This window comes from Streptococcus sp. Marseille-Q5986, from assembly GCF_946902915.1.
Taxonomy (GTDB): domain Bacteria; phylum Bacillota; class Bacilli; order Lactobacillales; family Streptococcaceae; genus Streptococcus.
Genome location: NZ_CAMPPY010000001.1, coordinates 572,277 through 595,094, shown reverse-complemented (window position 1 = coordinate 595,094; position 22,818 = coordinate 572,277). Strand labels below are relative to the sequence as shown.

General features: G+C 40.7%; 19 protein-coding genes and 2 pseudogenes. 3 read left to right on the top strand and 18 right to left on the bottom strand.

The annotated features are described in order from the left end of the window. Positions 1-4: 4 nt before the first annotated feature. From pyrF to typA, 9 genes are all read right to left on the bottom strand, one after another. A complete protein-coding gene (gene pyrF / locus OVN21_RS03135) occupies positions 5-700 on the bottom strand; it encodes an orotidine-5'-phosphate decarboxylase (RefSeq protein ID WP_267247235.1) in 696 nt (231 codons plus the stop codon). A 245-nt stretch (positions 701-945) separates the two neighbouring features. Beyond that, on the bottom strand, positions 946-2,100 hold the full coding sequence (locus tag OVN21_RS03130) for a cell division protein FtsQ/DivIB (protein WP_267247234.1): 1,155 nt from the start codon (positions 2,098-2,100) through the stop codon (positions 946-948). A 9-nt stretch (positions 2,101-2,109) separates the two neighbouring features. After that, complete coding sequence (locus tag OVN21_RS03125; protein WP_267247233.1) at positions 2,110-3,168, bottom strand: UDP-N-acetylglucosamine--N-acetylmuramyl-(pentapeptide) pyrophosphoryl-undecaprenol N-acetylglucosamine transferase; 1,059 nt, start codon at positions 3,166-3,168, stop codon at positions 2,110-2,112. Position 3,169: 1 nt separating this feature from the next. Continuing rightward, complete coding sequence (murD, locus tag OVN21_RS03120) at positions 3,170-4,522, bottom strand: UDP-N-acetylmuramoyl-L-alanine--D-glutamate ligase (protein WP_267247232.1); 1,353 nt, start codon at positions 4,520-4,522, stop codon at positions 3,170-3,172. Positions 4,523-4,625: 103 nt separating this feature from the next. Continuing rightward, entirely contained in the window at positions 4,626-5,267 is a 642-nt protein-coding gene (locus OVN21_RS03115) for an ABC transporter ATP-binding protein (protein WP_247953200.1), read from the bottom strand. A gap of 1 nt (position 5,268) precedes the next feature. Beyond that, positions 5,269-7,290 carry a bacteriocin-associated integral membrane family protein gene (locus tag OVN21_RS03110; RefSeq protein WP_267247231.1) on the bottom strand — a complete coding sequence of 674 codons (2,022 nt, stop codon included), beginning with the start codon at positions 7,288-7,290 and terminating at the stop codon, positions 5,269-5,271. 70 nt (positions 7,291-7,360) lie between these two features. Then, a complete protein-coding gene (locus tag OVN21_RS03105; RefSeq protein ID WP_050235555.1) occupies positions 7,361-7,660 on the bottom strand; it encodes a lactococcin 972 family bacteriocin in 300 nt (99 codons plus the stop codon). A gap of 467 nt (positions 7,661-8,127) precedes the next feature. After that, positions 8,128-8,382: a DUF3165 family protein gene (locus OVN21_RS03100; RefSeq protein ID WP_267247230.1), complete on the bottom strand. Its 255-nt coding sequence runs from the start codon at positions 8,380-8,382 to the stop codon at positions 8,128-8,130. A gap of 19 nt (positions 8,383-8,401) precedes the next feature. Beyond that, a complete protein-coding gene (gene typA, locus OVN21_RS03095; RefSeq protein ID WP_267247229.1) occupies positions 8,402-10,243 on the bottom strand; it encodes a translational GTPase TypA in 1,842 nt (613 codons plus the stop codon). 159 nt (positions 10,244-10,402) lie between these two features. On the opposite strand from typA, the gene OVN21_RS03090 reads away from it, so the two are divergent. Then, positions 10,403-11,128, top strand: coding sequence for a 16S rRNA pseudouridine(516) synthase (locus OVN21_RS03090; protein ID WP_267247228.1), 726 nt, complete (start codon positions 10,403-10,405; stop codon positions 11,126-11,128). Between the two features lie 40 nt (positions 11,129-11,168). Here the strand turns inward: OVN21_RS03090 and OVN21_RS03085 are convergent. The 3 genes and pseudogenes from OVN21_RS03085 to OVN21_RS03075 form a co-directional block, all read right to left on the bottom strand. After that, positions 11,169-11,410: pseudogene (locus OVN21_RS03085) on the bottom strand (DUF4190 domain-containing protein). A gap of 86 nt (positions 11,411-11,496) precedes the next feature. Next, positions 11,497-11,877 (bottom strand): rhodanese-like domain-containing protein, encoded by a 381-nt coding sequence (locus OVN21_RS03080; protein WP_000158121.1) that lies wholly within the window; start codon positions 11,875-11,877, stop codon positions 11,497-11,499. Beyond that, on the bottom strand, positions 11,874-12,107 hold the full coding sequence (locus OVN21_RS03075) for a YqgQ family protein (RefSeq protein ID WP_000646473.1): 234 nt from the start codon (positions 12,105-12,107) through the stop codon (positions 11,874-11,876). The genes OVN21_RS03080 and OVN21_RS03075 overlap by 4 nt, the downstream gene beginning before the upstream one ends. 102 nt (positions 12,108-12,209) lie before the next feature. Between OVN21_RS03075 and OVN21_RS03070 the strand changes: the two genes are divergently transcribed. Together OVN21_RS03070 and OVN21_RS03065 are read left to right on the top strand one after the other, a co-directional pair. Then, complete coding sequence (locus OVN21_RS03070; protein ID WP_267247227.1) at positions 12,210-13,118, top strand: LysR family transcriptional regulator; 909 nt, start codon at positions 12,210-12,212, stop codon at positions 13,116-13,118. Between the two features lie 63 nt (positions 13,119-13,181). Then, positions 13,182-14,993, top strand: a complete 1,812-nt coding sequence (locus OVN21_RS03065) for an N-acetylmuramoyl-L-alanine amidase (protein WP_267247226.1) — start codon at positions 13,182-13,184, stop codon at positions 14,991-14,993. Between the two features lie 49 nt (positions 14,994-15,042). On the opposite strand, the pseudogene ltrA reads toward OVN21_RS03065, so the two are convergent. The 6 genes and pseudogenes from ltrA to OVN21_RS03035 all read right to left on the bottom strand — a co-directional run bounded on the left by ltrA (position 15,043) and on the right by OVN21_RS03035 (position 22,388). Continuing rightward, positions 15,043-16,312 (bottom strand): annotated as a pseudogene (gene ltrA, locus OVN21_RS03060) (group II intron reverse transcriptase/maturase). A 371-nt stretch (positions 16,313-16,683) separates the two neighbouring features. Continuing rightward, positions 16,684-17,565: a class II fructose-bisphosphate aldolase gene (locus tag OVN21_RS03055; protein WP_267247225.1), complete on the bottom strand. Its 882-nt coding sequence runs from the start codon at positions 17,563-17,565 to the stop codon at positions 16,684-16,686. A gap of 144 nt (positions 17,566-17,709) precedes the next feature. Then, entirely contained in the window at positions 17,710-19,032 is a 1,323-nt protein-coding gene (gene vncS, locus OVN21_RS03050; RefSeq protein WP_267247224.1) for a sensor histidine kinase VncS, read from the bottom strand. Beyond that, positions 19,029-19,685 carry a response regulator transcription factor VncR gene (gene vncR, locus OVN21_RS03045; protein WP_267247223.1) on the bottom strand — a complete coding sequence of 219 codons (657 nt, stop codon included), beginning with the start codon at positions 19,683-19,685 and terminating at the stop codon, positions 19,029-19,031. Before vncR ends, vncS begins: the two co-directional genes overlap by 4 nt. A 339-nt stretch (positions 19,686-20,024) precedes the next feature. Then, on the bottom strand, positions 20,025-20,183 hold the full coding sequence (locus OVN21_RS03040) for a hypothetical protein (protein ID WP_187416438.1): 159 nt from the start codon (positions 20,181-20,183) through the stop codon (positions 20,025-20,027). 36 nt (positions 20,184-20,219) lie between these two features. Then, on the bottom strand, positions 20,220-22,388 hold the full coding sequence (locus tag OVN21_RS03035) for a CAP domain-containing protein (protein ID WP_267247222.1): 2,169 nt from the start codon (positions 22,386-22,388) through the stop codon (positions 20,220-20,222). Between the last annotated feature and the right edge of the window lie 430 nt (positions 22,389-22,818).

The following is a 22,818-nucleotide window of genomic DNA, read 5'->3' as shown; positions in this document are numbered from 1 at the left end:
AATTTCAGTCTTGGTTCCATTCATCCTTAATAGCATGATAAGCTGCAACAGGATCCTCAGCTTGGGTAATGGGACGTCCTACTACGATATAGTCACTACCGATTTGATAAGCGTCAGCAGGTGTCATGACACGTTTTTGGTCTCCTACCGCAGCTCCCGCCAGACGAATTCCTGGTGTCAGACAGATAAAATCTGGATTGGTGGTCTGCTTGATGAGTTGTACTTCCTGAGCCGAGCAAACGACACCATCCAAGCCCGCTTCAGCTGTCTTCTTGGCATAGTGAATCACAGACTCTTGCAGGCTGGTTTGGATATTTTGAAAATCTTGCATCTGGCTTTCCGACGTCGATGTAAGCTGGGTCACAGCGATCAATTTGGCTTGTGTCCCCAGACCTTCACGCGCAGCCTTCATCATCTCCACACCACCAGCAGCATGAACATTGGTCATGTCCACACCAAGCCGAGACAAGACCTTCATGGCAGATTTGACTGTATTGGGAATGTCATGTAGCTTGAGGTCCAGAAAGACACTATGCCCCAATGACTTCAAATAACGGACAACTTCCGGCCCTTCCGCATAATAAAGCTCCATCCCCACTTTTAGATAAAGACTTTCTTCTGCTGGGAAAAGAGATAAAAATTCCTTGACCGCCTCAAAACTAGGAAAATCAAGAGCAATAACTGGACGATGTTCACGCATACTTTTCTCCTTTTACCTTTGCGAGCAAGAGAGGATGGTCAAAAACAAACCACGAAAAAAGGAACCTGCCAACAGCAAGGTTCCACGAAAAATGGGTAGTCTCCACCCTTTCACCGTCTAACCTTAGCTGCCTCTCTGGACTGCTTTAAAGGTTTTCTATTATTCTATTATTTATAGTAGAACTTGTCAAGCAAAAACTCGAAACTGGACTTCTATACCATTCAAAATCAAGAGGAAAAGTTAGTCTAACGACTCTGTGATTGCTGGCTCGTTTGGCTTTGACTTCCCTGTTCTTCTTGTTTTTTCTTTTCTTCTTCCTGTTTTTTCTTCTCAGCTTCCTTGGCCTCTTGCTTGGCTTTTTCTTCTGCTTCTTCTATCAGCTTATCCGCTATGGTATAGCTGTATGCCCCAGCCTCCATATCGACTACACTCGGTTCGGTCAATTGTGGTTTGATCTTGCTGTAATAAGGCAATTTCTTGCTCAATTCTGACAAGGGAACCAAAATCTCATCTGTGTCCAGCATAGTAATTTTTAAAAGATCTGCTGTTGCCTTGCTTGGCGTTAATTCGATTTTCTGGATTTGACTCTTGATATCCTCACTGATGGTAGACAATCCTGTGATCAGTTCTTTCACCTGTTGCTCGTCATTAAAGGTAACTGTCAGATAAGTCTCGGGCAAGTTTAAGCGATTTACAGGAGTTGACTCACCCCTACCGCTAGAAAGAATTGGATAATATTCTTCACCAGACACATAATAGCCGACAATATCAAACTCCTTAACCTCAATCGTAAAGTTAGTCGGAAATTGATAGTCAATCTTCGCTGATTCTATCCAATGGTTGGACTTGATTCGCTCAGCGTATGTTTCCTTATCCAACAATAGGGCTAAGGTATAGTCACTATCTTGAATTCCAGAAGCCTGTTTGATGTCATCCGCCTGGGTGTTACTATTCCCCTTAACCTCGATATTTTTGATGGTCGACAGCGGAGTCAACAGATAGACTGAAAGAAGGAGGACCAGGACACTGGGTACTAAGATGCTCACAGCTCGCCAAATATGAACAGGTGTAATTTTAGGCTTGGCAGGTTTCTCTGGTTTTTCTTTTTTCTTCTTCTCTTTTTCTTCTTTGACTTTCCGGTCATCCTTTTGAGATTTTTCTTCTTTTTCGAATGATTCTTCGTCTGGAACAGTTTCGTTCTGATCGGAATCACTTGATAACTTCTTACTTTCCTCTAACGACTTAGAGTTGTTCCCCATTCGAGCTTGTTTTTCCTTTTCCTTCTCCTCAGCTAGGGCAGCTTCTTCCTCAGCCTTTTTTTTCAGGTATTCCTGGTTTCGTTTCTGCCATTCAGACAATTCTTGCTTCTGGTTTGATTCTTTGTTCTTATCCTTTGACATTGATATTCCTTATGATAGGTCTTTTCTTAGTAGATCGTAAAAATCCGCAAGAGATTTCAATTCAGTTGATACCTTCATGTTAGCTTGGTACTGATCCTTGTGACTAAGCAAGTGACTGAGTTTCGCCTCCAAGCTTTTCAAGGTCAAGTCGCTTTCTTGAAGTTCTTCCGCGTAGCCTTTCTTAACAAAGTAGGCTGCATTCTCAATCTGGTCTCCTCGACTTGCTTCACGACCCAATGGTACAATGAGATGGAGTTTCGCCATGGCTAAGAGCTCGAAAATCGTATTGGCACCACCACGCGTCACCACCACATCTGCCATCTCCATCAAAGGTTGATAGAGATCCGTCACATAATCAACACGAAAGAGATTTTGACTCAACTCATTGAGGCTTGAATCTCCAGTTAAATTGATAATATTGTAGCGTTCGGTCAGTTCTTGCTTATGATCTGCCACCAATTGGTTAAATACACGAGCTCCTGCAGAACCACCGATAAACAATACCGTTGGCAATTTAGGATTGAAGTGGGTTTGAATATCCACCAATTCATCTGGTTCAGGAGTTTTTTGATCTGAAACCTTGGTCACTGCTCCCACATGCTCAACCTTAGACAAACTTGAAGTTTGCTCAAAGGTTGAATACATCTTCGTCGCAAATTTATAGGCAATTTTATTGGCCAAGCCCATAGACAAGTCAGATTCATGAATAAAGACAGGCACTCCTGACACTCGCGCTGCTATAACCGGCGGCACAGAGACAAAGCCCCCCTTTGAAAAAAGGGCCTGTGGACGCAGTCGTAACATGATAAAGAGGGATTGGACGATTCCCCAGCCAACTTTAAACACGTCCAACATATTTTGCCAAGAGAAATAGCGGCGCAACTTCCCAGTCGCAATGGAGTGGAAGGTAACATTCAAGCCTGATTTGAGGATTTCTTGGTGTTCGATTCCGTGTTTATCACCAATGTAGTGAACTTCCCAGCCATCTTCGATGAACTTGGGCATTAACAAAAGGTTGAGGGTGACGTGTCCAACCGTCCCCCCACCTGTAAAGACAATTTTTTTCATATTATTCCTTTAACTCCGCTACTGTGTCGATAAAGAGGTCGCCACGTACTTCAAAGTTAGCATACATATCCCAGCTAGCATTTGCAGGACTGAGAAGGACTACATCTCCTTGAGTCGCAAGCTCATAGGCCTTGCGGGTCGCATCTGCAATATCAGTGGCATCCACATAAGCCACACCAGCCTTATCCGCTGCCCGTTTGACACGCTCAGCAGATTGACCAAGGATAACCATCTTCTTGAGCCCTGTGATATCTGGTACCAATTCGTCAAACTCATTCCCACGGTCCAAACCACCTGCAATTAAGATGACCTTGCTGTTGTCAAATCCTGATAAGGCTTTTTGAGTAGCCAAGATATTGGTTGACTTGCTATCGTTATAGAATTTGACCCCCTTGATTTCATCCACAAACTGGAGACGGTGTTTGACACCACCAAAGGCTGAAAGAGTTTCCTTGATGGTTTGGTTATCCACACCACGGAGCTTGGCCACAGCAATAGTCACAAGGGCATTTTCTACATTGTGGCTACCTGGAACTCCGATTTCACTAGCTGCCATGACCACTTCCCCACGGAAGTAGAGTTGACCATCTTCCAGATAAGCTCCATCAACCTTTTCCAATGTTGAAAATGGTACAACAGCAGCCTGTGTTTTGCTAGCCAATTCTTTTGCCAAGTCTTGGTTAAAGTTCAAGACAAGGAAATCAGCTGCTGTCATATTATTTTGGATATTCCACTTAGCTGCTACATAGGCCTCAAAAGAACCATGGTAGTCGATATGAGTTGGCATGAGGTTGGTAATAACCGCAATCTCAGGATGGAATTCTTGAACACCCATCAGCTGGAAAGAAGAAAGTTCCATGACAAGCGTGTCCTTGTCTGACGCAGTTTGAGCCACTTGACTGGCAGGATAGCCAATATTTCCTGATAGGAGACCATGTTGCCCAGCAGCTGTCAAAACTTCCCCAATCATGGTCGTTGTAGTTGTTTTACCATTTGAACCAGTGATACCAACAATCGGTGCTTCTGAAATCAAGTAAGCCAATTCCACCTCAGTCAAGACTGGAATTCCCTTGGCCAAAGCCTTTTCAATCATGGAATTGCTGTAGGGAATACCTGGATTTTTCACCATAAGGGCAAACTCTTCATCCAAAAGTTCCAAAGGATGGCCACCTGTGATAACCTTGATCCCTTCTTCCAACAAACTTTGGGCAGCTGGATTGTCCTCAAAAGGCTTCCCATCATTTACTGTCACAATGGCACCCAGCTTATCCAACAAACGAGCTGCAGATTCACCAGACTTGGCCAAACCTAAAACAAGGACTTTCTTATTTTTAAATTGATCGATTACTTTCATGTCTCGAACTCCATTTCTACTCTTACTATTTTACCATTTTTATGGAAATAAAAAAGCCACAAAGTGTGTTTGTGACTCTTTCTTCTAACTGAATCTTGCCATATCATCTATGTGATAAATCGGTAACTCGAATAACTTGGTCCACTTGCTCCCAAATCAGAGGATTGTGGGTCGCAATAATAATGGTTCGATTCGGATTTTTTAAAGATTCTAGGATGGAAAGTAATTCCTCAGAGTTTTTAGGGTCTAAGGAAGCGGTTGGTTCATCTGCAAGAATCAAAGGCGGATCCTTTAATATTATCTTCGCTAGTGCAACACGTTGTGCTTCTCCTCCTGATAACTCAAATATAGGTTGCTTTAAATCCAAATAAGAGAGGTTGACACGGTTTAGAGCTTGTTTCATCAAAGACATTTTCTCTTTTTCTTTCAACTTTTTACCAACTAAACCCAGATTGAGATTCTCTTTGACTGTTTGGCTTTCAATTAAGCCAAAATCTTGAAATAAGTATCCCAAGTAATCCCTAAAGAAAACAGAAGGCCTGATGTCCTTAAGAGAAGTGCCATCATAGATGATTTGTCCTTTGTCATATGGCTCTAATCGTCCAATCATATTCAAGAGTGTTGTCTTACCACAGCCACTTGTACCGATTAAGGCATAAATTTTCCCACCTTCAAAATGAAGATTCGTATCTGAAAATAGCTGACGGCTTCCAAATTTTTTAGATATATTCTTTAGTTCAATCATCCTATTTTCCTTTCATAATTGTCATAGAAACACGAGATTCTTTCTGCGCTTGACGGTAAAGCGTCAGAACTGCACTAGCTAGAAAGACGAATAAAGTGAGCAAGCCAATCACCCAGTCTCGACTGCTTAAAATAAAAAGACTAGCACCAAATACAAAACTGGCAAATTGACTAACCATATACTGAGCATGTGTTTCAAAAAATCGTAAACCTGAAATTCGTTTAATCAAGATATCTCGGCGGAATTGCTCGAAATATAGAAGATTGACAGAATAAAAGAGTAACAAGGAACTAGCTATCCCCACAATAGCTCCTAGGATTAAAGTTGCTGTTTCAGTTTGAACTTCATTATAACGAGTTAGATAAACACTTCTTCCTTCTTTAAGATAGGATACTTGCTCATAAATTCCAGCTTTCTTTAAGAGTTCTAGGCCACTCTCATATCCTTTGATAAAGAGTTGTTTTCCAGCATTGATAGACCAACTAGATTTGGAAATGATACTATCACCTGTAGATGTTGGAGTAAATACAACTAAAATCGGATCGGTTAAGTACTGGATGGATACTGGGCTTTCACCGTTATTATAAATAAATCGCTTTTCTCCAGTTGGAAGATAACTAACAATCGCTCTCATTTCATACTCTAAAGGAGCACTTGCCTCCTCACCAGATTTTCCATAATAACTCAATCTTTCTTCAAAAACTTTCTTAAGTTCTGCTTCTCGAGAGCGCAAATGCTCTGGGAGCAAGAGGATAAACTCACCTTTTTGGAGATGGGCTAACTTCTGTTTGGTCTCAGCATCTACCACGACCTTTTCCTTGTCCAAATAACTGGGACTAACATAGAGCGTATTAGCATCTGGACTATAGGTATCCAGTGTCTCTCCCTGTTCATTTTTTCCTTGTGGATTGGCAAAATGGAGCAGATTATCCTTTACATAAAGGGCTTGTTCTTCTTCGATTGCTTCCTTGGCAAAGGCATACCACTTATTCTGATTTTCTGTATCTTTTCCTCTATCACCTAAGCCAAAAGAAATTTGATAATAGTCTACTCTATCCTGCCATGCTTGTTTTGAAATTTCAAGTTCTTTCAATCGTTGGTAAGACGTCAAGCCTGTCTTAACAGCGTAGCCTACTGTAAAGACAGCTACTAACTGACACAATAGGGTTAAAATCATCAGGCGTTTAAGGGGTAATCTCCCCTTAATAACGGGAACTAATGCTTTGTAACTCAAACTCATTAGATAAAGGAGCATTAGTAAAATTGAAATCGCCAATAAAAACAACAGATAGAAACTAATCCCAAAACCATAGGTGGCTAACAAGATAGGATAAAACAAACCTTGACTAAAAAGAACGACTCCCCCACCTAGGAAGGAAAGGAGGGCTGATAGAAGGAGCCACTTGATATCAGTCGATAAAGAATGCCCCATGATGGATAAGAGAGTCTGACCAGAAAAGAGTTTTATACCTGCAGCTCTCATTTCCTTAATCCGAGTGATAATCACTAAAGCAAAGAAAGATAAGCCAAATATTGCTAAACTAATTAAAATAAGGGGATTTAGTAATATTCGAAAAGCAAGAGAATAGGGCGGTATCTTTCGGTCAGCAATTGCTTTATAACCCAAATCTCCTAATTTATCGGCAAGCTTTTCTTTCGTCAAGGAGCCTGACAAAAGGAGATAACTATTTAGCGGATCACTACGTTCACGACTTTCTTGGCTAGCTTCTTGGAATTCTTTTGGTAAAGTTCCCTGACCATAAGTTGCATAAGTAAAGCGAGTCGTCCCATCCTTACTCGGCTCTACAATTCTTCTAGCTATTAAACTCTGTTCTGAGTTTACAAAATTCTCCAATTCCTGTTCAAATACCTCACGCGTCGGTTCCTGAGTATCCTTTTTGACACGAAGTAAGGAGACGGAATCATAGCTTACATATAAATATTGTGGCGCACGTAAGACAATAATCCAAGCAAGGAAGAAGCTGAGAAAAAAAGTTGATAATAATATGAATAGTTTCTTCATAGTAGACTCCTTGTAAACAAAATTCCCCCTGTAATTTCTTACAAGGGGAATTATATAAGAAAACTAAATATTAGTCATAGTCATAATAAAATGCTACTTGTTCTCCCCATTTAGTCCAAATCCATGCGTAGGAGGTTTTTCCAGCAGGAGCTTCTCCTTTATCAGAATGACCATCCCATCTGCTCACGATGGATGAATAATGATATTTTTTACCATGATAGTAATTTGAAAAAGCCCAACCACCTCCTGAACCTTCTCCATACGTCCATACTCCTCCATCTGGATATTGTACAGCAGCTGATGCAGCTCCCAATAATGTAAAGCTTGAAATAAGAGCTAGAGCAAGTAATCTATGTTTTTTCGTTTTCATTTTATTTTTCCTTTCAAAAAAAGCACACCCTGAGCAGCAATGCAACAAAATAAATCTCTCTCTCTTTTTTTGAAACCGATTTCTTATATGATGAGAATATCATTTTTATTATTTGTTGTCAAGGAAAAAATCGAATTTTTTAGATATTTTACTATATTACCTCTATGAATAATATTATATAGTAGTTTTATTTCAAAATAATATGCAACCAGTACTAACCAAATATAAAATAGATGTCGGAAAAGAATTTTATTCCAGTTTTTCTCATTCATATTATTCAATCAAAAGAGATGGTGATAACTCAAAAATGTAGTGGATTAAAGTTAGAATAGTATAATATGGCTTCTAATTCATTTTTAGAAATTCATTGAAATCAGCTAATCGATTTGTTCACATTTTATTTCAATCCACTATAAATTGAAATCTTGTAAAATTCCTACCAAAAAAAGAGAGCCAAAACTCTCTTTTTATCTTCTTTTACTTTTATTAACCGACATGAGGGTAATATCTCGCAAGCTAAAGTATGCTAGGAAGAGCATGGCGATTGCGATAAAGAATTCTGTCGGTAGCTGAAAGATTTGCAGGATAGACAACATGAGCAAAATCAAAAGTGCTACGAAAGCAAAGACGACAAGGACGATATTGACTGTCCCTTTAATGCTTTCTGGTGTCGCAAATACATAGAGTAGTAACAAGAGGATTCCTATGATTAAATAAACCATCTTTATCTCTTTCTAGCTCTTATTCAGCTGATTTTTTCTTCTTGTTAGCTTTCTCACGCTCTGCTTTGTTAAGGATTTGTTTACGCAAACGGATAGACTCAGGCGTTACTTCCATGTACTCATCATCGTTCAAGAACTCAAGAGACTCTTCAAGTGTCAAGATACGAGGTGTCTTGATAACCGCTGTTTGGTCCTTAGTAGCTGAACGGACGTTGGTCATTTGTTTGGCCTTCGTGATGTTAACTGTCAAGTCGTTTTCACGAGAGTTTTCACCAATGATCATTCCTTCATAAACCTCAGTACCTGGGTTGACAAAGATCGTACCACGTTCTTCGATAGACATGATTGAGTAAGTTGTAGCCTTACCAGCATCGATGGAAACAAGGGCACCACGGTGACGACCACCAATTTCCCCTGGAATCAATGGCAAGTATTGGTCGAAGGTATGGTTCATGATACCGTAACCACGAGTCATTGACAAGAACTCAGTTGAGTATCCAATCAAACCACGCGCTGGAACAAGGAAAACCAAACGAGTTTGACCGTTACCAGTTGAAATCATATCCAACATTTCACCCTTACGTTCAGAAAGGCTTTGGATAACAGATCCTTGGTATTCTTCTGGAGTGTCGATTTGAACACGTTCAAATGGTTCACATTTAACACCGTCGATTTCTTTTACGATAACTTCTGGACGAGATACTTGAAGTTCATATCCCTCACGACGCATTGTTTCGATAAGGATTGACAAGTGCAATTCTCCACGTCCTGAAACCGTCCATTTATCTGGTGAGTCAGTTGGGTCAACACGAAGGGAAACGTCTGTTTGCAACTCTGCCCGCAAACGTTCTTCTACCTTACGAGAAGTCACCCATTTACCTTCTTTACCAGCAAATGGTGAGTTGTTAACCAAGAAAGTCATTTGAAGAGTTGGCTCATCGATGTGTAGGATTGGAAGAGCTTCAACTGCATCAGTCGGAGTGATGGTTTCACCGACAAAGATATCTTCCATACCTGAAACGGCAATCAAGTCACCTGCTTTAGCTTCTTGGATTTCACGACGTTCCAAACCAAAGAAACCGAAGAGTTTTGTAACACGGAAGTTCTTCGTTGTACCATCTAGCTTAGAAAGGGTAACTTGGTCTCCAACTTTCACACTACCACGGAAGACACGACCGATACCGATACGACCCACGAAGTCATTGTAGTCCAAAAGTGACACTTGGAACTGCAAAGGCTCATCTGAGTTGTCTACTGGAGCTGGGATGTAGTCGATAATCGTATCAAAGATTGGTGCCATAGTAGCTTCTTGGTCAGCTGGATCATCTGACAAGGAAGAAGTTCCGTTGATCGCTGAAGCATATACCACTGGGAAGTCAAGCTGGTCGTCATCTGCACCAAGCTCGATGAAAAGTTCCAATACTTCGTCCACTACTTCTGCTGGACGAGCTGATGGTTTATCGATTTTGTTGACAACCACGATTGGGACAAGGTCTTGTTCCAAGGCTTTTTTCAATACGAAACGAGTCTGTGGCATGGTTCCTTCGTAGGCATCTACGACCAAAACAACCCCGTCAACCATTTTCATGATACGTTCAACTTCCCCACCGAAGTCCGCGTGTCCTGGTGTGTCCATGATATTGATACGAGTTCCCTTGTAGGCAACGGCTGTATTTTTAGCAAGGATGGTAATTCCACGCTCTTTTTCGATATCATTCGAATCCATAGCGCGCTCTGCTAATTCAGTACGTGCATCAAGAGTTTCAGATTGTTTCAATAATTCGTCAACGAGGGTTGTTTTACCGTGGTCAACGTGGGCGATAATCGCAATGTTACGGATATCTTCTCTTAATTTTGTCATGATTTCCTCTAATATTTAAAATTTATTTTCTAACTGAACGATTATACCATAATTTCAAGTAAATAACATAATTCAAGCAAGTGTAAGTGTTTTCACTCCGCTTTTCTTTTCACGTTCAGCCTTTTCAAAGAAGGCGACTTATGATAAGATAGGTAGAGTATGCGTTTAAATAGATTATTAGCCCAAGAAAAGATCAGTCGCAAGGCTATGAAACAGGCACTTCTGAAAAAAGAAATCCTAGTGGACAATTGTCCAGCCAACTCCCTCACTCAAAATGTCGACACTGGATTGCAGAAATTAGTCTTTCAAGGACGGCAAATCCAAGGATACAAGCACAGCTACCTCATGCTTCATAAACCAGGTGGAGTGGTGACAGCCAGTCAGGATAAGAAACTTCCAACCGTCATGGACCTACTCCCAACAAAACTCCAGTCTGACCAGCTCTATGCTGTCGGCAGGCTAGACCGCGATACGACAGGACTGCTCCTTTTGACAGACAATGGACCTCTTGGCTTCCAGCTCCTTCATCCCCAGTACCATGTCAATAAATCCTATCAAGTGGTGGTCAACGGACTGCTCACACCAGAACATATCCAGCAGTTTAAGGAAGGAATCGTCTTTTTAGACGGAACCACTTGTAAACCTGCTCAGCTCGAAATTCTGTCCTCAAGTCTAACAGAGAGCCGTGCATCCATCACCATCTCAGAAGGCAAATTTCATCAGGTCAAGAAGATGTTTCTCTCAGTTGGTGTCAAGGTGGTCTCTCTCAAACGAGTTCAGTTCGGTGATTTTACGTTAGATTCAGAACTTGCAGAAGGGCAATACCGTCCCTTGAATCCAGAGGAATTGGAAATCATTAAAAACTATTTAGAGAAAAGTGGATAAAAGAAAAAAGCTTTAAATTTAAAGCTTTTTTCTTTTTCGCTTATCTAAAAACTATTGCGATTGCTAGAATCCAGTTAAGAACAGAAACTACAAGTCCTACGATATTGAGAATTTTTTCTGTTTTATAATCTAGTCCAGATTCTTTTTGGTATGAAAAAGCCAAGACCAATCCTATGATCCCCAAAATCAGACCCACTATTGGAGATAGCAAACCAAGGACGATAGGACGATAGATAAGATAGCTAAAATAAGTGAAGGTTTTTTCTTTTGTTGTGAATTCATATTACAAAATCTCCTTAAAATTAATATAAATGATGACACCATAAAATGCTAGCTTTATCTATCATTCGACAGTTTTTAACAGAATGTTAGCTAGTCTTGACCTTCCCGTTCCAAGAATCCAACCCATAAGAAAGGATATAAATCTCAGAGAAACCTTGTTTTTTCAGATATAGTGCTGCATTGGTCACTCGTTGTCCGCGTTGGTTTTCGTAGAGAAGGACAGGTTTATCCTTGCGAAGGGCTGCAAGGCTTGACTTCAACTGATTTGAAGGAATATTGCGAGCTCCGAGGATATGTTTTCTGTGAAATTCTGCTGGTTCACGGACATCAATCAATTGCCCTTTCCGAATCAAGGCTTCAAATTCTGCATTATCCACAATCTTAGCCGCACGACGAATACGAAGGTAGTTATACCCCATCCATGCCGCCATCGCCAATACGATTCCCCAAACAATCCAAATTGTCATAAGTTCTTATCTCCATTTTTCTCTATGTAGTCTAATTCTATCTTGTGCTCTCTACGAAGAACAGCTTCCGCCTCTAGATAGTCTAGCTTGTCCATCAGACCTGCATCGTAGATCCGAGAGAGTTCGAGCTTCATCAGTTCAATATCATACAAGCGCTTCCCCATGTAAACAATAATGCCAAACTGTTTGAGAAATTGCTGCACATCATAGAATGTTTTCATAGCTTTCATTCTAACAAATTTTAGACTTTTTTTCAATACTGGACCGCCTCTTTCCCCCTATTTTCTTCGTCTTCATTGCCCATTCTTCCGCAAGTGTGGTACAATAAAAACATGAGAATTCAACAACTACACTATATTATCAAAATCGTCGAAACTGGCTCTATGAATGAGGCAGCCAAGCAACTCTTTATCACCCAACCCAGTCTCTCTAATGCTGTTCGAGACTTGGAAAATGAAATGGGCATTGAAATCTTTATCCGCAATCCCAAGGGCATTACCTTAACCCGTGATGGTATGGAGTTTCTCTCCTACGCTCGTCAGGTTGTCGAGCAGACCCAGCTTCTGGAGGAACGCTATAAAAATCCTGTCGCCCACCGCGAACTTTTCAGCGTCTCCTCTCAGCACTATGCTTTTGTAGTCAATGCCTTTGTCTCCTTGCTAAAGAAAAGTGATATGGAAAAATACGAACTCTTCCTTCGTGAAACTCGGACTTGGGAGATTATCGATGACGTCAAGAACTTCCGTAGCGAGGTCGGTGTCCTATTTTTAAATAGCTACAACCGCGATGTTTTAACGAAAATGCTAGATGACAATCACCTGCTAGCGCACCACCTCTTTACCGCTCAACCCCATATCTTTGTTAGCAAGACCAACCCTCTAGCTAAAAAAGACAAGGTCAAACTGGTTGATTTGGAAGACTTCCCTTATCTGAGTTATGACCAGGGGACGCACAACTCCTTCTACTTTTCAGAGGAGATTCTTTCACAAGAGCACCACAAGAAATCCATTGTAGTCAGTGACCGTGCCACTCTCTTCAATCTCTTGATTGGTTTGGACGGATACACGATCGCAACAGGAATTTTGAACAGTAACCTCAATGGAGACAATATCGTTTCTATCCCACTGGACATTGACGATCCGATTGAACTAGTCTATATCCAGCATGAAAAAACCAGCCTGTCTAAGATAGGCGAACGCTTTATCGAATATTTACTAGAAGAAGTTCAATTTGATAGTTGATAGTTGAAAAACTATCAGGTATATTTTATAATATTTCTTAGAAAAAATGATTGGAGAGTATCGTTGAAAAAGTTTATATTGGCAAGTGCTGTTGTCCTTTCAATAGCAGGATTGGCACAGGCACCTATCTATGCGGAAGAAAATAATGCTAATCCTCCTGCTACCACCGAACAAAGCAACTCTGAGGAAGATAAGAAAGATCTTTCAATTAAAAATGAAGAAGAGACTACAACACTTCCAAAAGACAAGGTAAAAGAAGAAACCCCTAAAAGAGAAGGATGGCAGGAGGAAAACAAACACTGGCGTTTCTATGAAAACAATCAACCTGTCCTCAAATGGAAAAAAATTCAAGATAAGTGGTACTATTTTGACAACGATGGGAACAGACTCAGTGATACCATCTTTGATGGCTATATTCTCAGTAAAGACGGGGCCATGATAGAAAATGGCTGGGTAGCTCTTGAGGGTAAATGGTACTATGCCAGTGAGGCTGGAAAAATCATCCAACAAACATGGAAAAAAATCGGAGGAGTTTGGTACTACTTTGACAAAGATGGTGTCATGCTCAGTCAGACTATCGTTGATGGTTATCTCCTTACCAAAAGTGGGGCTATGGCTGAGAATGGCTGGGTGAAGATTGACCAAAATTGGTATTATGTCACACCATCTGGCAGAATCTCACAAGACAAATGGGAGAAAGTCAACGGTTCATGGTATTATTTTGACAAAAACGGCGTGATGCTCAGCAAAACGACCGTTGGTGCTTACCTGCTCGGCAGTAGCGGGGCCATGGCGGAAAACTCTTGGGTGAGAATCAATGAAAATTGGTATTATGCTAATGAATATGGGAAATACAGCCAAGATAAGTGGGAGAAAATAAAAGGAACTTGGTATGCCTTTGAACAAAATGGAGTCATGCTTTCCAATAAATGGAAAGGAAGCTACTATCTTAAATCTAGTGGAGCCATGGCAGAAAAAGAGTGGATCTTTGACAAGGCCTACAACAGTTGGTTCTATCTAAAAGCGAATGGAACCTATGCAGCTCGTGAATGGATTGGATCTTACTATCTCAAGTCTGGTGGCTATATGGCCAAGAATGAGTGGATTTACGACAACTCTTACAAAGCCTATTACTACTTAGATGATAGTGGACATTATGTTTCAGGAACTTACAAGATAGACGGCAAGGAACACTTATTCCAAAAATACGGCCAATGGATTTCTGAACTTTCAACTGAAGGTGGATTTACAAAAGGTCAATACAGCAATACCATCTTCCTAGATCCTGGGCATGGTGGTCGAGATTCGGGTGCCTTTTACTACAATGTCGCTGAAAAAGATCTCAACATGCAGATTTACCGTAAACTTCGTGCTAAGTTAGAGGAACTGGGCTACAAGGTTCTCACCTCTCGTGATAGCGATATTGACGTTGACTTTGTTACCGAACGTTCTCGTATGGTTAATAAAACCAACTCTGACATCTTTATCAGTATTCACTTCAATGCAACTGGTAGCGCATACTCAAAAGCGAGCGGTATTCAAACCTACTCCTATAGCGATGAACCTGATTATCCAAGTAAGATTAATAAATACTGGCACAATCACCCTGATCGTATGAGTGAAAGCAAACGCCTCGCCGCTGCCATCCACTCCTCTCTTCTAGCAGAAACAGGAGCTAAGGATGCTGGTCTGTTGGAGAGCAGCTATGCCGTACTACGAGAAACAGCCAAACCAGCCGTTCTCCTAGAACTTGGTTATATGGATAATTTCTCCGAAAACCAACAAATCAGAGATGGCCACTACCAAGATAAACTGGTCGCAGGCATCGTAAAAGGTATCCAAAAATATTACGCTGGTCAATCGAGTAGGGGATAATCTCTAGCCCCTCTCACACCACCGTACGTGCCGTTCGGCATACGGCGGTTCAACTAACTTTTAACGCATGTCGTTCAAGGTAATAATCCAAACACGAACCAGTCCACGTTTTTCAAGGACTGGTTTTGATATAGCACGCTTAAGTACCGACTTCTGAGCTACTAATTGATAGTGGTCGCCCCAGCCAGATACCTTATCTGCTATCCATTTAGGAACTCCTAACTTAAGCAATCCCCACAATCGTCTAGATTTCTTCTTCCATTGCTTCTAAATAATCACTAGTAGGCGAGTACGCAAGCGTTCATCTATGCTAGTGACTATACTTTTCATATTTCTCAATGAGAAATAGTTTATCCATCCTCGAATGGACAAATTCAGTTGCTCAATACGTCTTGTTAGGTCTATACTCCATTTCCTCTGTGTTAGTTTCTTCAATTTAAGCTTAAATCTCCGAACACTATCTTGATGTGGACGACTTTTCCAATCATCTGATGATTTCCAGAACCCAAAACCTAGATATTTCAACTCTCTTGGTCTAGTAATCTTAGTCTTGGTCATGTTTACTTTCAAACCTAGCCGTTTCTCAATAAAACGACTGACTGAATACATCACACGCTTAGCGGAGGCCTCGCTTCCGACCGTAATCACACAATCATCTGCGTAGCGCACAAATCGAAGTCCCCTCTTTTCTAATTCCTTGTCCAATTCATTCAGCATGATATTGGATAAGAGAGGAGATAAATTTCCTCCCTGTGGCGTGCCAACTAGCGTTTTATGACGCTGACCTTTAATGATAACACCTGAATGAAGATACTTACGAATCAAGGATTCCGTATCTCCGTCTTCGATAATGTTATGTACTAAGGACATCAATCTATCTTGAGGAACCGTATCGAAAAATTTCTCTAGGTCTATATCCACTCATAGCCGTCATTTAAGTACTCTAAGAGCTTTATGATGGCTTTTTCACATGACCTATTTGGTCTGAAACCATAACTCGCATCTGAGAAAGGGGGTTCACAAATGGGGCTAATGACTTGGACAATGGCCTGTTGAATCATTCTATCCATAGCTGTTGGAATTCCTAGTTGACGGATGCCTCCGTTTGGTTTAGGAATCTCAACTCTGAGAACTGGTTGAGGCTTATATTTTCTCTGTTTTATCAGTTCCTTAGTCAGGCGCCAGTTTTGTTTGAGATAATTATCCATCTCTTCGATAGTCATTCCATCAATCCCAGCTGAGCCTTTATTGGATTTTACTTGATGGTAGGCTTCCAGCATATTTTCGCATGATAATATCTTATCTAGCAATTTTGACATGTGCGTATTCCTTTCTTGTGTTGGTGCCTGAGGGACATCTTATATTGGTGAACCTTCATCTAGTCAATACGTGATAGAGTCCAGTTCTATCAGACCGTTCGTTTTACAGACGCAAGTGAAGTAGGATTACTTCGATCTGTCGTTTTCTCTCTCTAGCGACAGACCTCAAACAGTCTCTCCCCAAACTGTTTGAGTATTCTCCCCTTCACTCTACCTCTATTATAGAGGTTTCTTCACTACTATGGGCTCGACTGACTTCTCATGATTCGTTGTTACTACGCTTTCAGCGCTCATGAGACCTCACGGGATAAGTCGTACTCAAAAAAAGACCTGCCCACTGGACAAGTCTCATTTTATTGGTCAAAACTAAATTAAGCTCTACCTTCTGAACCGAATACATCGATACGTTCTTCAACTGATGCTTGGATAGCTTTTACACCGTCAGCCAAGAATTTACGTGGGTCAAAGAGTTTTTTCTTGTCGTATTCTGCTTCATTTGCTTCGTAGTCACGAGCAAATTTACGAGTTGCGTTAGCGAATGCGATTTGGCATTCTGTGTTAACGTTAACTTTCGCAACACCAAGTTTGATAGCTGCTTGGATTTGCTCATCAGGAATACCTGAACCACCGTGCAATACGATTGGGAATCCTGGAAGAGCTTCAGTCAATTTTTGCAAGTGGTCAAGGTCAAGACCTTCCCAGTTTGCTGGGTAAGGACCATGGATGTTACCGATACCAGCTGCCAAGAAGTCGATACCAGTTTCAATCATTGCTTTAGCGTCTTCGATTGGAGCCAATTCACCTTTACCGATGATTCCGTCTTCTTCACCACCGATAGTACCAACTTCAGCTTCTACTGAGATACCTTTAGAGTGCGCTTTTTCAACAACTTCTTTAGCCAATTTAAGGTTTTCTTCAACTGGAAGGTGTGAACCGTCAAACATGATTGAAGTGTAACCAACTTCGATACACTCAAGTGCATCTTCGTAGTGACCGTGGTCAAGGTGGATAGCTACTGGTACAGTAATACCCATTGATTCAACAAGGTTAGCGATCAAGTTGCGAGCAACTTTGTAACCACCCATGTATTTAGCAGCACCCATTGAAGTTTGGATCAAAACTGGAGCTTTTTTAGCTTCTGCTGCGCGCAAGATAGCTTGAGTCCACTCAAGGTTGTTTGTGTTAAATCCACCAACTGCATAACCGTTGTCACGAGCTGCTTGGACAAATTTTTCTGCTGAAACGATTGCCATTTTGTCAGGCCTCCTGTATATTTTTATGGGTCATCCCATTTACATTGTTCATTTTATCACTTTTTGACAAAAAAATCTAGTTTTTCCCGCAGTTTCGATTGAATTTCTTCTAGCTTCATCTATGTAAACCCTTTCTCTCTAGTCTTAGTCTACTTTTGGAAAAGCTATAAAGAAGGTTAAACGATTCTCCTGCATATCGAAATGATAGGGTAATTTTTCATGTTCTAATAAACTTTTGACCACAAAGAGACCCATTCCCGAACCCTTGGCCTTGCGACTAGCATTGTCAGAAAAAGACTGGGCCAGTTTTTCTTGTTCTTCTGGGCTACAGCTATTCTCAATAAAGAATTCCCCTTCTCTTTCTCCAATTCGAACCAATCCACCTGGAACAGAGTGCTTGATGGCATTGCTGATGAGATTAGATAGAATCAGTTTCATAACTGATGGATTTAGATAGGCCTGCTGATGATTCAAACTATTTTCAATCTGGAGTTCTCTTTCCTTTGCTAGCAAGGCATAATCCTTGACTAGACTTTGCGTGATCTGGAGGAGGTCAATTGTTTCCCTATCATCTCGTAATTCCTGCACAGAAGAGAGAGAAAGTATCTGCAGAACATGGTGATTGAGTTCATCCACAATCCCCAAGGCAACTCCCAGATAGTGGTCTCTATCCTTATAGCGACCGATATTCTCTTTCATGTTTTCAATCAGGATTTTCAAACTGGCCAGTGGTGTTTTCAGTTCATGAGAAGCCCCTCGTAGAAATTCGACCTTCATCTTCTCAAGCTGGAGAATGGCTTCATTCTTCTCATGCAAGTCCGCAATAACAGTCAAAAGGTGCTGGTAGAGGCTATTGATTTGTTCCTTGAGATCACCAATCTCATCCTTAGAATCCACGCGCAAACGTACTTGGGCATCCAAATCCATCATACGACGGGTCACCCGCTTGATTTCCAAAATCGGTGCAACAATAGTCCGAGCGTAGATGTAGGCCACCAAGAGGGAAATCAGAAAGGAGGCCAGCAAGGTATAGGGAAGAAACTGGAGACTGATTTGCTCTGCTTCCTTTTGTAAATCCATGGAAGCTAAAAATTGGAGAGTCATGGTACTTCCATCTTGCGTTTTCACCTCACGCTCCTCGATAAAGAGGGAGGTGGTCTGGCGGTCCGTGTCCAGAGGAAGACTGTCCTTGACTTCTAACTTGTCCTCGGTCATCTCTCCCTTGACAGTTCCCTTGATCTCACTGGTCTGGGAATACAAGTCTAAGACTTGCTCAATGCTCTGTCTATCCTTTCCCTCTAGGGACTGGGCAATAGCTGTCGCTTTCTGGCCAATGGTTTCCTGACGATGGCTCAGATAAGTCGAGGGAAAGAGAAAATAAATGGCTAAATGGAGGCAAATAACCAGAACACTAAAAATCGAGAAGGTGTAGATAAATATCTTTGTAAATAAACCTGTTCGTTTCATTTTCGCTCCAATTTATAACCAACATTGCGCACAGTAAGGATGCAGTCCAAGTCTAGCTTTTTCCGCAGTTCCTTGATATAGACATCAATGACACGGTCAAAGGGGATCTCATCTGTCGCCTTCCAGACAGCGTCGATAATCTGAGATCGAGTCAAGGCCCGACCTTCATTTTTCACTAGATAGTCCAGAATTTCCAACTCCTTGGCATTAATAGCCACTTCTTCTCCTGCTAGACTTGCACTATAGCTTTCAAAATCCACTTGCGCATCCTTATAGGAGAAAACTCGTCCCGTATCGTAGTAGCGCTTGAAAATCGCGTCCACCCTCACTTTTAAGAGAGACAGGGAGAAGGGTTTTTCCAGATAGCCATCTGCCAGAGAAGCAAAAGCACTCATCTTGTATTCTTCATCCTGAAAGGCGGTCAGCATCAAGATAGGAACCTGACTGGTTTTACGAATCTCAGCTAGGACTTCTAGACCATTAAGATTGGGCATCTGGATATCCAGCAGTACTAGAGCTACTTCATAGCTGAAAAATTGCTCTAAGGCTTCTTGTCCATCCGCCGCCTCAATGGTTTCATAACCACAATCCGTCAAATAGTCACTGATCCCCTCACGGATCATCTCCTCATCTTCTACAATTAAAATTTTCATACTTTAACTGCTCTCTATTTTTTATTTTTCTTATACTCAATGAAAATCAAAAAGCAAACTAGGAAGCTAGCCGCAAGCTGTACTTGAGTACGGTAAGGCGACGCTGACGTGGTTTGAATTTGATTTTCGAAGAGTATTAGAATAAATACCTACTCTATTTTCTATTATAGCCTCTTACTGGCCTTTTGTCTTTAAGAAACTTTCTACTAGATAAAACAAAGAGAGCCTATCGCTATCTCTGCTCACATTTCACTCTCTATGGAATAGAAGTTATTTAATTGCTTTTGAAAATGTTACAACATAGTTATAATCTTTCCCATTAGCCTGATATACATAGTCCTATTTGAGAGTATAGCCACGTTTGCGCAACTCTTCTTTCTTAACATCAACATTTTGAGGTTCCTCAATACTTCTACGACGACGAGTTACTCGAGGTTGGTAAGTTCCTGCTCTTCGGAATCCTGAGTGACCAGTTGTAGAAGTGTCTGACGTTGCCACAGGTTGTGTTTGTGATGAATCTCCAGATGAGGATGACTAAGAAGATAGATTGCTAGAAGTTAGTGCGCTGTTTGCCACTGTACTATTTTCATCTATAGTTGTACCTCCAGCATGACTTTCGATTGGTTTATTGAAATCTGTCTCTGGATATTCAACATCTGGTACATTAATAGTTAATAAATCTTCTTCATATTGGTCAACTGCTTTTGCCTGCTCTTCAGAAGTGCTTGCTACTTTTATTGATTTTAATGCCTTTTCAGTAAATTCATCTACTTTAGCAAGAGCAGATTGCTTTTCTTCAGGTGATAATGAACTCTGTTGAATTTCTGAAATTTTATTTTCTTTATGTGACTCCAAGGCTTCTGTATTTGCTACTGTTTCTTCCTTATTAACTTTTGCCGAATCTTCATTAGACTCACTTGGTTTTGCTTCAGGGTGAGTGTTTACACTTGAACTTGCATCATTACTACCTGATTCAACTGTTGCAACTCCTGAAGTTTCTTTTCCAGACTCTCCATTAGACGTTGATACTGAGGAAGTTGAATCGCCTGAATTGCCATCCTCATTTGACTCACTTGTAGATGATACTGGTTTTGCTTCCTCTGTTACTCCATTACCGTGCGATGTTACATCTCTTGTTTCTGAAGTCGTTTCCTGTGAATTAACATCTTTACTGTTAGTCACTTCTTTAGATATGTTTTCGATAATATCAGCCTTTGTTTTAAGTGAGGCAAGTTGAGATTCCGTCACCTCTGCTTCTTGAATTGCTGATCCATAATGTCCAACCAAAGCCTCCGAGTCGACCTTATCTCCTAAAATTTGTGCAACAGCAATCCAGTGATGTTCATGACGAGGGTTATTAAATGCACCAAGACCTGTATAAGTATATCGAGGATTAATCAATGATTTATAATGACCAGTTTGACCTGCAACTGTCTCACCCTTTAATTCTTTAATATAATCGGCTTTTTCTGAATACCATTGATCAATAGCTTCTGTAAATCCTTTATAATTCCACGCCAAGTTTTCTCCAAATGTTCTAGTACCAGTCGGAAAAGCTGTCCAAATATCTTTGGTAGAGAGACGAGCATGGGCATTCGTAATAGAAGACTCAGCAGCTCTCATAAGCGCCGTTTTTTCCAGTTGTGTTGACCACTTAATCGGAACATACTTATCTACTAATTTCTCCTCAAAAGCCTCTTTACGAATCTTATTAAGAGAATCTAAGATAACTTGTTGATCTGGTGTTAAAAATTCTCCTTTAATTCCCACCAAAACATGGCCAGCAGATGCTTGATTCACTTCCGATTTAAATACAGTCTGGACTTCCTTTTGTGGTACAGCCGCTACTTCCCCTTTCGGTGTTACTGGCTCTTCAGATTTTGGTACAGGTGACGCTGATTCCTCTGCTTTTGGTGATGGCGAAACTGCTTCTTCCGATGTTGGCGTTGTAGCTACCGGTGCTTCTATGTTGGGCTCTGATACTGATGGCGCTAGCACTTCAGAACTTGGATTTGAAGCTACAGGTTGATTTGTAGTCCCTGTATTTGAAGGGGCATTGTCTGTTATTGGACTTGATTCAGTTGAGTTAGCTGACTCATTTGTAGTATCCGCAGATGGCGCATTTAAAGTTTCTGACCTTGTTTTAGCTTTTGGCGCATCTGAGACTGGAGTTTCTGATTTCGGTGCTGATACTGCTGGTGTTTCCACAACCACTGGTGTCGTTTGTTTAACAGTAGTCGTTTGCTCTCCAGTTACAGTATCTGTCTTTGTTTCAACTTCATAACTTTGACGGCTACCAGAATTATCAATCGACACTCGCTGTCTTCTGACTTCTGTATCTCCATCTTTTAGAAAAGCCTCTTCGCTAAAATACAATTTATTATTGGCAAAAATCAAATCTCTATTTGCAATACGATTTATCTCAACCAAACTATCAACAGAGATGTCCGTTGCACCACTAATAGCACTCAATGTATCACCCCACCTAATTGTATAGTGTGACAAATTGTCTATATTTTGAATATCAGCTTTCACTTCTTCAACTGTTCTGGCTACCCAAACACCATCTTGTTCACTGGCTGATACAGTTGGAGCTAAAAAGCCCAGCCCCAGCAAAATAACACCTGTCGCAACAATTGCACCAGTTCTCAATTTTCTAAAGCCACGGAGGGACAAGCTTCCTCTAACATTTGTTTGTCTCATAATGTTTATTTTTCCTCACTATTCTATATTTTCCAAAGTAGAGCCTGCCTAAGTCTACTAGCCTATGTTTGCAATATGGATAGGCTTCTACAGATTTATCTATCTATTTTCAAGATAAAATTTCTATAGATTTTTATGCACGATTCCATATATAAGTTATGAAACCCCTTTCTAATAAATTCCTTAATTCTAGTATATCATATTTAAGCACTAAGGGACACAGAAAAAACTGAAGAGTCTGGGACAAAAAGATTTTGATTTTAGGAATTCTTTAGTATAAATTTTTAAAATCGATAGATTAGACAAAAAAGCGAACAAGATCGAACTCTGAATGTCAGATAACTCGTTTTGTTCGCTTTTTATATTTAAGGTTAGACTTTTGTCACAGACTCTTCTGCTTCATTTATTATTTTAAAACTTTCAGTTGCTA

Coding starts and splice junctions, on each gene's coding strand:
- murD (WP_267247232.1), bottom strand. CDS start 4,522: ATGAAAGTAATCGATCAATTTAAAAATAAGAAAGTCCTTGTTTTAGGT.
- OVN21_RS03070 (WP_267247227.1), top strand. CDS start 12,210: ATGAGAATTCAACAACTACACTATATTATCAAAATCGTCGAAACTGGC.
- OVN21_RS03075 (WP_000646473.1), bottom strand. CDS start 12,107: ATGAAAGCTATGAAAACATTCTATGATGTGCAGCAATTTCTCAAACAG.
- OVN21_RS03105 (WP_050235555.1), bottom strand. CDS start 7,660: ATGAAAACGAAAAAACATAGATTACTTGCTCTAGCTCTTATTTCAAGC.
- vncR (WP_267247223.1), bottom strand. CDS start 19,685: ATGAAAATTTTAATTGTAGAAGATGAGGAGATGATCCGTGAGGGGATC.
- OVN21_RS03090 (WP_267247228.1), top strand. CDS start 10,403: ATGCGTTTAAATAGATTATTAGCCCAAGAAAAGATCAGTCGCAAGGCT.
- OVN21_RS03130 (WP_267247234.1), bottom strand. CDS start 2,100: ATGTCAAAGGATAAGAACAAAGAATCAAACCAGAAGCAAGAATTGTCT.
- pyrF (WP_267247235.1), bottom strand. CDS start 700: ATGCGTGAACATCGTCCAGTTATTGCTCTTGATTTTCCTAGTTTTGAG.
- OVN21_RS03110 (WP_267247231.1), bottom strand. CDS start 7,290: ATGAAGAAACTATTCATATTATTATCAACTTTTTTTCTCAGCTTCTTC.
- OVN21_RS03125 (WP_267247233.1), bottom strand. CDS start 3,168: ATGAAAAAAATTGTCTTTACAGGTGGGGGGACGGTTGGACACGTCACC.
- OVN21_RS03055 (WP_267247225.1), bottom strand. CDS start 17,565: ATGGCAATCGTTTCAGCAGAAAAATTTGTCCAAGCAGCTCGTGACAAC.
- OVN21_RS03100 (WP_267247230.1), bottom strand. CDS start 8,382: ATGGTTTATTTAATCATAGGAATCCTCTTGTTACTACTCTATGTATTT.
- vncS (WP_267247224.1), bottom strand. CDS start 19,032: ATGAAACGAACAGGTTTATTTACAAAGATATTTATCTACACCTTCTCG.
- OVN21_RS03035 (WP_267247222.1), bottom strand. CDS start 22,388: ATGAGACAAACAAATGTTAGAGGAAGCTTGTCCCTCCGTGGCTTTAGA.
- OVN21_RS03115 (WP_247953200.1), bottom strand. CDS start 5,267: ATGATTGAACTAAAGAATATATCTAAAAAATTTGGAAGCCGTCAGCTA.
- OVN21_RS03080 (WP_000158121.1), bottom strand. CDS start 11,877: ATGACAATTTGGATTGTTTGGGGAATCGTATTGGCGATGGCGGCATGG.
- typA (WP_267247229.1), bottom strand. CDS start 10,243: ATGACAAAATTAAGAGAAGATATCCGTAACATTGCGATTATCGCCCAC.